Annotated in this window: 8 protein-coding genes and 1 tRNA gene; 7 read left to right on the forward strand and 2 right to left on the reverse strand. The window is 62.7% G+C overall.

The genetic code is table 11. The annotated features are described in order from the left end of the window. Positions 1-135 precede the first annotated feature (135 nt). Positions 136-224: transfer RNA gene (locus tag PPP56_RS06240), tRNA-Ser, on the reverse strand. A gap of 221 nt (positions 225-445) precedes the next feature. On the opposite strand from PPP56_RS06240, the gene queC reads away from it, so the two are divergent. From queC to PPP56_RS06275, 7 genes are all read left to right on the forward strand, one after another. Next, positions 446-1150 carry a 7-cyano-7-deazaguanine synthase QueC gene (gene queC / locus PPP56_RS06245; RefSeq protein WP_353563176.1) on the forward strand — a complete coding sequence of 235 codons (705 nt, stop codon included), beginning with the start codon at positions 446-448 and terminating at the stop codon, positions 1148-1150. 64 nt (positions 1151-1214) lie between these two features. Beyond that, complete coding sequence (locus PPP56_RS06250) at positions 1215-2000, forward strand: 7-carboxy-7-deazaguanine synthase QueE (RefSeq protein ID WP_353563177.1); 786 nt, start codon at positions 1215-1217, stop codon at positions 1998-2000. 200 nt (positions 2001-2200) lie between these two features. After that, on the forward strand, positions 2201-5605 hold the full coding sequence (gene dpdE / locus PPP56_RS06255) for a protein DpdE (protein WP_353563178.1): 3405 nt from the start codon (positions 2201-2203) through the stop codon (positions 5603-5605). Between the two features lie 96 nt (positions 5606-5701). Next, positions 5702-6145, forward strand: coding sequence for a ZIP family metal transporter (locus PPP56_RS06260; protein WP_353563179.1), 444 nt, complete (start codon positions 5702-5704; stop codon positions 6143-6145). A gap of 12 nt (positions 6146-6157) precedes the next feature. Further along, positions 6158-6850 carry a GYF domain-containing protein gene (locus PPP56_RS06265; protein ID WP_353563180.1) on the forward strand — a complete coding sequence of 231 codons (693 nt, stop codon included), beginning with the start codon at positions 6158-6160 and terminating at the stop codon, positions 6848-6850. Positions 6851-6940: 90 nt separating this feature from the next. After that, complete coding sequence (locus PPP56_RS06270; protein ID WP_353563181.1) at positions 6941-7492, forward strand: manganese efflux pump MntP; 552 nt, start codon at positions 6941-6943, stop codon at positions 7490-7492. Positions 7493-7622: 130 nt separating this feature from the next. Beyond that, positions 7623-8519 (forward strand): substrate-binding periplasmic protein, encoded by an 897-nt coding sequence (locus tag PPP56_RS06275; protein ID WP_353563182.1) that lies wholly within the window; start codon positions 7623-7625, stop codon positions 8517-8519. Here PPP56_RS06275 and PPP56_RS06280 read toward each other — a convergent pair. Beyond that, on the reverse strand, positions 8503-9273 hold a 771-nt coding region (locus PPP56_RS06280), incomplete at its 5' end, for a CobW family GTP-binding protein (protein WP_353563183.1). The genes PPP56_RS06275 and PPP56_RS06280 overlap by 17 nt on opposite strands.

The following is a 9273-nucleotide window of genomic DNA, read 5'->3' on the forward strand; positions in this document are numbered from 1 at the left end:
CACGTGAATTGCCTTTGTTCCAGGCTCATGCCAGGCTTATAGCCATCCGGCCATACGATAGAAGCCGGCAAACTGCTCTCCTGTAGAGAGCGGGTAGAGAGCAGATAGACATGAAAGCAGCAGAAGGGCAAACAGCGGAGGGGGAGGGATTCGAACCCCCGAGACCCGCGAGGGCCTGCCGGTTTTCAAGACCGGTGCATTCAACCAGGCTCTGCCACCCCTCCGTATGTAGCGTTACGTACATCTCTTTGCGTGACGTGCTGTACCTCGCATTTGGCATCAGGACACATATCACGTTTCCATCGTACCAAACACGTCGACGTGCTGCAAGATCCACCCTCCTCGTTTGGGCGAGTTTTCACGGAGCACGCGCTGCGCTCGCATCCCAAACGCGTACTACCTACGCCTTCCACGCATCCCTCTTGCTCACTGATCCGGTTGCACCATGCCTACTGAACCCCACAACGCCTCCGCCCTGGTGCTCTTTTCGGGCGGACAGGACTCGACCACCTGTCTCTTCTGGGCGCTGCAGCGCTTCGATGATGTGCATGCACTCGGATTTACCTATGGGCAGAAGCACGCCATCGAGACGGAGCAGGCCCGCAAGATCGCGGGGAAAGCCGGTGTGCCGTACAACTGCGTCGACCTGACCGGCGCGCTGGAAGGATCTGCGCTCACCGAGCACGATAAGGATATGAACGCACCGCACGCTCGCAATGAGGACCTGCCTGCCAGCTTTGTGCCCGGGCGCAACGCGCTCTTCCTGAGCACCGCCGCCGCGTATGCATACAACCGTGGCACCACCAACCTTGTGGGTGGGATGTGCCAGACCGACTATTCCGGCTACCCCGACTGCCGACGTACGTTCATCAGTTCGATGCAGGCGAGCCTGTCGCTGGCAATGGATGCGGACGTGCAGATCCACACGCCGCTGATGGATCTCACGAAGGCCGAGACCTGGAAACTGGCCGCTGACCTTGGCACCGTATCCGGATGTGACGTGCTTGAAGTGGTGCGCGTGATGAGCCACACCGACTACAACGGCGATCGCAGTCAGCTCAACGAGTGGGGCTATGGCCAGCTCGACAACCCCGCATCCAAGCTGCGCGCGAAGGGCTACAAAGAGGCGAAGGAGAACGGCTGGGTGTAGCGGGGCTGTCGAATGCTAAGACGATGCGTTTCGGAGAGAAAGTTAGCGAAATAGAAGATGGAGGATGGAGAATAGAAAGATGGATACGCTCGCCGATACTCGTCCCGCCGCCCTACCCGACGCCACACGTGTATCCCATTCCGATCCCGAGCCCACCTACCGCGTCAAGAATGTCTTTCGGACCGTGCAGGGCGAGGGCTTCTGGGCGGGGCGCCCGGCCGTGTTTGTGCGGCTGGTCGGGTGCAACATGTGGAGCGGCTACGAGGGTGACCGGGAGCGCGACGCCCAGCGCACCGGCGCCGACTGTCCCCGCTGGTGCGACACGGACTTCACCAAGGAAGGCAGCACTGCCTACACCGCCGGTGAACTCACCCAGCAGATGCGCGAGGTGGGCGGTCCCATCGGCTTTTGCGTGCTTACCGGCGGCGAGCCGTTCCTGCAGGCCGACGCGGCGCTCATCCAGGCGATGCACGCCGCCGGATACACCGTTGCCATCGAGACCAACGGCACGGTAGCGCTGGCAGATGCCTTTGCGGATCCGAAGACCGGAGCGATCACGGCGCCGGACTGGATCACCTGCAGTCCGAAACTGCCCGAGGAGCATCTCGCTCTGGAGCGCTTCGATGAACTGAAGCTGGTCGTGCCCGACTACCGGCCCGCCCACTACGAGCGGTTCGCCCGACGCGGCACCCAGCACACCATCGCCGGCGAGACGCGCCGCTGCCTCTACGTGCAGCCCGAGGATGGCCCGCGTTTCAGCGAGGCTCAGGACGAGGCAGTGGCCCTCGCCACCCGGCATCCGGAATGGAGCGTGAGCACCCAGACCCACAAGGTGCTCGACGTAGACTGAGAACAGCCGCTGGCCCGCCATTGCTCCATTCTCTATTCTCCCGCCCTTCTGCACTTCCCCTACTCCTCTCGCCTTTGCACCACACTTCACATGGCACTGCCCATGAAGGCGGCACCTGTGGATGAATGCGCCGTACGGGTGAGATGGCGGCGCGGCTGCTCCGTCTTATCGCCTTCCTTTTGCTCTGACGTTTGCTCTGCATGGCTACTCCCGCTACCGACGACCAACAGATGGTGCTCCTGCTTCACTGGTGGCTCACCGAACGCCGCGAGGCGCTCGGATACTCGTGGGACGACCTGGCCCGCCTTACGGGCACGCTGCCCGATACCGTTGAGCAGTGGGCCGCCGGCGAGGGCCTGCCCGACTATCCGCAGCTCAAGGCGCTGGCTCAGCACCTCGGAGACCCCGATCATCCTCCCGGCGCAGAGCCGCTGCCCGACACCGAGGTCGGCCTGCACGACTTCGTGATTGCGGGCAACGGGCTCGGCATCGGGAAGTGCGTGTCGCTGGAGGATGGGACCGCAACCGTGGAGTACTTCGACACGATTGCCCGGCGCGAAACGCGCGAGGAGCCGACAGCCCGCCTGCGCGTGGTGCGCCTGGCCAACCAGACGCGCTGCTACGTCTTCGACCCGGAGGCAGAGCGCTGGCACATGGGCCGCGTACGCCGCCTCGGCGATGGCGACCGCATGATCGAGCTGCCTGACCAGGAGGTTGAAGACCCCGGTCAGGAGCATCTCTACGTGCGCTGGGCCCGCCCCGTAGAAGATCCTACAGAGACGCTCAAGCAGAAGGGCCACGAAACGGTGTTCTTCCGCAATCAGCGGGCGCCGTTTGTGCGGGCGCTGCTCCGCCAGCGTACCGCCTCGCACGGAGCATCTGGACTCCTCTCGTCGAGCATCGAGCTGTATCCGCATCAGGTCGAAATTGTGCGCCAGGTGCTTGAAGATCCGTCGCCACGCTACCTGCTTGCAGATGAGGCGGGACTTGGCAAGTCGGTCGAAGCAGGCGTTGTCATACGGCAGTTTCTGATTGACCACGACGCCGGCCACGTGCAGATCTGCGCCCCTGCCGAGCAGCACGCCGCCTGGGAGCACGCGCTTGACACCATGTTCGACACCAAAGCGCTCCGTGGTACGGTGTCTGTCGCGCCGCTCTCGGCCGTCTCTGAGACGGAGGCCGACCTTCTCGTTGTCGACGAGGCCGAGCGCGTAGCTGCCTTGGCGCAGACCGACCCGGAGGCGTTTGCCCGTGCTGCAGCCGCCATGCACACCGCCCCGCGCCTGCTGCTCTTATCGGATGCCACGCCCCACCATGCCGAGCAGCCGTTTCTTGCGCTCCTGCACCTGCTCGACCCAGAGACCTATGCGCTCGACGCCACGGAGGCCTTCACGGCCCGGCGCGAGGCCCGCGCCTCGTGGAGCGAAGCGCTGCACGACCTGTCGGCCACCGCCGACGAGGAGGCGCTGCGCCGCGCCTGCACCCGTATCCGCGACGCACATCCGAGCGACGATGAACTGCACGCCTGCGCGACCGCCCTGCAAGAGGCGCTCGACGATCCGGATGCGGAGCCGACTAACGGGGCCATCGACCGCGTGCGCATCCCCCTGAAAAACCGGTACCGCTGGCACCCCCACATGCTGCGCACCCGGCGGGCCGATGTAGCGGATGTGGACGCCGTTCGCCAGGCGCCTGAGTATGCCGAGTTTGGCATGGATCTGCGCGAGGAAACGGTACATGCGCTGCTGGATGCGTGGCGAACGGAGATCCATGAGACCATGCTCGCGGATGCGGAGGCGCCTGCCATGCCGTATGCACGTATCTTGCAGACGCTGGTGGAAACGGCTGGCAGCGACCTTTCCCTCTTCGCGGATGCGGTCGCATATCGGCACAGCGGCACCGAAAGCGACCGCCTCGACGGCGACCTGACCGCCCCGGAGCGGCGCCGCCTGCGCGAAACGCCGCTTTCGGAAGACGAGGAGGCGCTGCTCCACGACATGGAGACCGCCGCCCGTGCCGCTGTGGACGACATGGACCTGTCGCACGCGGACTGGCTCGCAGCCTTCCTCGATCAGAAGATGGATGCGGATGCTGCGGTGCCCGAAACGTTTGTGGTGCACACGCGCTACCCGTCGGTTGCTGCGCGCCTGCACGAGCAGCTCACCGACCGGTTCGGCTATGCTGCTACGGCGCTCTATCACGCCAACGAAGATGTAGAGATGGCCCAGGACGAGGTGCGGCGGCTGCTGGAGGAAGACGCCTGCCGCATTCTGATATGCGACCGGTCGGGCGTAGGGGCTATCGACCTGTCGTTTGTCGATCACCTCATCCACTACGACCTGCCGTGGGATGCCCGGCAGATCGAAGCCCGCACGGGCGGACTCGACCGCGTCGGGCGGCGGGGGCGTCCGCTGCACACGCACGTCTACCTCGGGCCCGACGTGGAGGGCTCGCTCTTTGAGGCGTGGTACCGGCTTGTGCAAGAGGGGCTCGGCGTGCTCGACACCTCGGTTGCTCCGGTGCAGCCCTGGCTCGCGCAGATCCAGCCCGACCTGATCGAGACGCTCTTCACGAAAGGCGCCGCAGCCATTGACGACCGGGTACAGGCGCTTCATGACGAGCGCACCCGCACGCACCAGCGCGCAGCCCGCGAGGCGCTCTTTGAGCAGCCCGAGGCGCTTGCAAGCGGCGATACGCTGTACTTTGAGTCGGTGGAGACGCTCGAAGGCGACAGCCGCGCGCTCTACCGCGACATGGACGCTTGGATCACGAAAGCGCTGCGCTTTCACCGCTCGAAGCGGGGCTACCCTGACGACATCTTGCGCTACCAGCCCGACTTCAACGGCAAGACGCTTATTCCTTTCGACACGATCCTGAATCGCTTCCTGCCGAAGTCCGACAAGCCCACCACGTACCACCGTCCGGTAGCGCTGCAGAGCCAGGCGCGTGCCGACGTTACCGCCAATCTATTTCGGGTCGGGCATCCGTTTCTGGATGCGCTGGCGAACTACTTCGAGTGGGACGACCGCGGGCGGGCCTATGCCATCTGGCGCACCAACCGCCAGTGGAACCTGCTCGGGCGCGACGATGCGCTTTTCTTCCGGTTCGAGTTTGTGGTGGAGGCGAACGCCACGCATCTTTCGGAGGCGGGCGACGCTCCGGCTCGCGCCGCGTTGCAGCGCCGCGCCGATGCAGCCTTTCCGCCCCAGTTCGTAACGATCTGCACGACGGCTACGGGTGAGGTGGTCGACAACGAAGGGCTGCGCAGCCTGCTGGAGGCAGAGCCTGAGCGTCAGCAAGACGGCGGCAGCGACACGAACATCAAAGGCGACCGTCTGCCTGCACTCGACGCATTTGTCGACCCGAACCGATGGGCTACGCGCTGCGACGATGCGCGCGATGCCGCCCGCCGCGCGCTCCGATCGGGCAACCGCCTGGTGGAGCGGCAAGAACGCGCGAAGCGGGAGCTACAGGCCCAGGCATCTCCCGACATTGCGGCCACGCTGCATGAGAGCATTGCCGACCCGGCAGTGCGCCTTGATAGCGTAGGCGCTATCGTGCTCTCGGGCGGCCCGCTGCCCATCGACGAGGAGGGAGCAGCGTGAGTGTCTGTTGGTTTCCCAACTTGAGCTCCGAGGCATTCCGTCATGTCCGCGACGTGTCTCTGCCGATAACGAGCTCCCACCTTGCCCGTACGCTTCATGCCTCTAACGGAATGGATTTGGACCGACCTGTTAATTGTGGGCGGGGCCGGGGCAATCACCGGCCTGGCTACCGGGCTGGGCGTGCTTCCATTTTTTGTGACGCGCCGGGTATCGGCCCGTTGGGTGGTCGGGCTCTGGGGCGCCACCCTTGGACTCCTCGCCACGATGAGCGTGCTCGTGCTCTATGAAGGCGTTCAGAGCGGACCCGCATCCTGGGTTCTGGGGGGTGCGGTTCTGGGTATGGGCCTCATGGCAGGAACAGACCAGATCTTGAGAAAACATCCCCCTACCTCCAGCACGTCCAAAACGCATCAGCAGCGCCTCACCATACTGGTTAATGAATCGGCACAACGGTGGAACAGCCTGGGTCTTTTACACCCACCTGCTTTTGCAGTTAGACCCCATACTACCTATGTTGAAGAAGCATATCGTTTACCTTGATAGCGTTTCTCTATGTGGTATTACAGCGATGACGGAACGCAGCGTGGTCCGTTTTCGGAGCGTGCGTTTCAGCGATGCATTCAAAACGGAGAGGTAGCCCCCGATGATCTGGTCTGGCACAGCGAGTTGAGCGGGTGGACGCCGGCAAAGGAGGTGCCTGACTTACTCATGCCGCCTCCGCCCTCCGATGCATCCGCACAAGAACGAGGGGCTTCGTTGCGCTCGGCAGCCGAGCGCGGACTCTTTGGCAACGAGCGGCACTGGGAGTCCGACACCCCGTCGGATCCATTCGAACCGGTAACCCCGCCGCCCGACCGTAGCCGGAAGCAGGCCCAGTCTGCCGAACCCTCCGCGCAGCACGCCGAAGACAGCGCCACCTATGAAGAGAACCCTTCGTTCTTCGGATACAGAGGCCGTCTTGGACGTCTGTCGTACTTCCTTCGCTCGTTTTCTATTGCGTTCGTGCTTGTTGTACCTGCAACCATTGCCGAGGAAGTAGGTGCACCTGAAAGTGCTGCGCTGCTCTACCTTGTTGCCGCGGTCCTGCTCTCTTTCCCTGCCGTGCAGCGTCTCCACGACGTGAACCTGTCGGGCTGGTTTTACTGGATTGGCTTGATTCCGGTCGTCAATGTTCTCTTTGGGCTGTATATGCTTTTTGCAAGCGGCACCGACGGACCCAACCGGTACGGCCCTGCGCCCTCATAAGTACGCGCTGTCCGGCAGGAAAAGGTGCTCCTCCGGTAGCAGATGCGTACGCCGCGTATCCCCCATGAAACCACTGGCTGAGGGCCCGCTATGACTGTCGTGGAACTGCTTGTCCTTGGCGTTGTGATCGCAGCGAACAATATGGCTGTAGCGCTGGCCCTCGGCGCGTTGAAGCAGTACGCGCGCCGGGGGCGCATCATCCTGGTATTTGGCCTCTTCGAGTTCTTCGTACCGCTTCTCGGCATCACGCTGGGCCAGGCTACGGCACGGTGGGTTGAGCAAGAGATCGCATGGGCTGGGGCGCTTTTGTTAATTCTTTTAGGCGGGTGGACGCTGGCCTCCAGCATGCGACAGGCTGAACCGGAGGACACCATCGCTCGGCGCATCACGACGTGGACTGGTCTGGCTGTGCTGGCTGCCGGACTGAGCCTGGATAACCTGCTCATCGGGTTTAGTCTTGGTCTCGGTACCATAGACGCGCTACTCGTTGCTACAACCATGTGCTTCTTTTCCGTCGTGTTCACCTGGACTGGGCTCTACGTCGGGTATCGGGTTGGCGATGCATTCCGCCACTACCTCACCACAGCGGCAGGCATACTGCTCATTGTTCTCGGCGTGCTGAAGACTGTTCAGTGGATCTGAGCTCGTGCATAATCTATTGAACGCAGAGACAGAGCGGCGAGCACAGGTCTGTTTTTAGAACCTGTTTTGATTTCTCAATTTGGGCTGCGATAAACCGCACTTTTGCACCTGAACTTTTCATTGCCTGCTTATGCTTGCACGCCTGACTTCAACTCTTGCTGGCATCATCCTCGTCAGCCTATTTCTTCTATCGGGCTGTGCCGCTGAGAATGCCGATGCGCCAGGACACGATACCGGATCATCCTGGTCCGACGCGCAAGCAGATGGTGAGGCCGCTATCACGGTGCTTTATGTACCGGCCGACGACTTCGCGTACATCAGCGAAGACGACTCACTCACCGGCATCACGGTCGAGTTGATGCGGATGTTTGCCGACTGGGTAGCTACCGAACGCGATATCGACCTCACGCTTAACTTCGTAGAGGAGACCGACTGGCGCACGTTCTACAGGCGCGTGCAGCATGCCCAGAACGGCGTCTTCGGATTGGGGAACGTAACCATCACTGAGGAGCGGCGCAGCGAGCTTCAGTTCTCGCCGCCGTACTTCAACAATATAGCTGTGCTCATCACGCACGAGTCGATCGAAGAGTTAGAGCGGCTAAGCGATTGGTCTCCGACGTTTGAAGGGCTCACGCCACTGGCATTTGAGGGGACGCTGCATGAGGAGCGGCTGCGGAATATCGTCCAGGCGCACGCCCCCAGTACCGAGCTGGCATTTTCGGATGCGAACGACGATATCATCGAACGGGTCGCATCCGGCGGCTACGCGGCCTACATCGACGGGTATAACTACTGGCGCGCACTCAACGATGGAGCGCCGCTTCGCCGCCACCCTGTAGGCGACGACCCCGCCGAGACGTTTGGCATCGTCATGCCGCTGGATAGCGCGTGGGGTGCACCTGTTGAGGCGTTCTTCAACGACGGCGGCAACCTGACCGAGCGCACGGCCTACCGTGCCCTGCTGCGCGACCATCTTGGACCCGAGGTTACAGACGCACTCACACGCGCAGTCAGCGACGCGCAGTAAACGATGCCGCGCCAGCCAGAGCGGTATCAAAGTGGGCCTGTAGCGTATCAGGATCCGGGCCGTCAGACAGACTCAGCACCACAAGAGCAGTGCGCGGCGTGTCGGGCCAGGCCCCTCGAAATGTGAGGGCCGCGCGGCGCCCGGCCATCTGAAGCAACACGCGTTCCCGGCGCGTTTCTTCGGTGGCCACAAAGCCCTTCACGCGCAGCACCGTGTCGGGCAGACGCCGCAGCATACGTTGCACGTCGTCTAAGTTCGTAAAGGGCACCTCCGACCGGTACGTCCACCGCCGGAACGACGTCTCATGATCATGGTGGTGGGTGTGAGAATCATGGTCGCGATGCTCATGTGGGTGAGGCCCCCCGCCATCATGCGCATCTTCCTCATCATGTTCGTGGCTGTGCTCGTGGCTTTCACTCGCATCGGCCTCGTGCACAGAGGGCAGCGGCACCGCGCCATCCAGCAGAACCGGAATTGGCACATCGGCATGTTCGGTTTCAAGAATGCGAGCGGCAGGCGTCCACTCCTTGATCCAGGCACGCAAGTCGGCAATCTTATCGTCCTCGACAAGATCGACCTTGTTGAGCAGCACGATGTTGGCAGACTTGATCTGCGAAGCCACCAGCTCTTGCACGTCGTCGCGATCGGAATAGGGCGCACGCTCGGCATCAATCACCGTAAGAACACTATCAAGGCGCAGATGCCGTTGTAGTCCGGGCGCCATCAGTCCCGCCGCGATGGGCATCGGGTCGGA

Source organism: Longimonas sp., assembly GCF_040409695.1.
Classification (GTDB): Bacteria; Bacteroidota; Rhodothermia; order Rhodothermales; family Salinibacteraceae; genus Longimonas.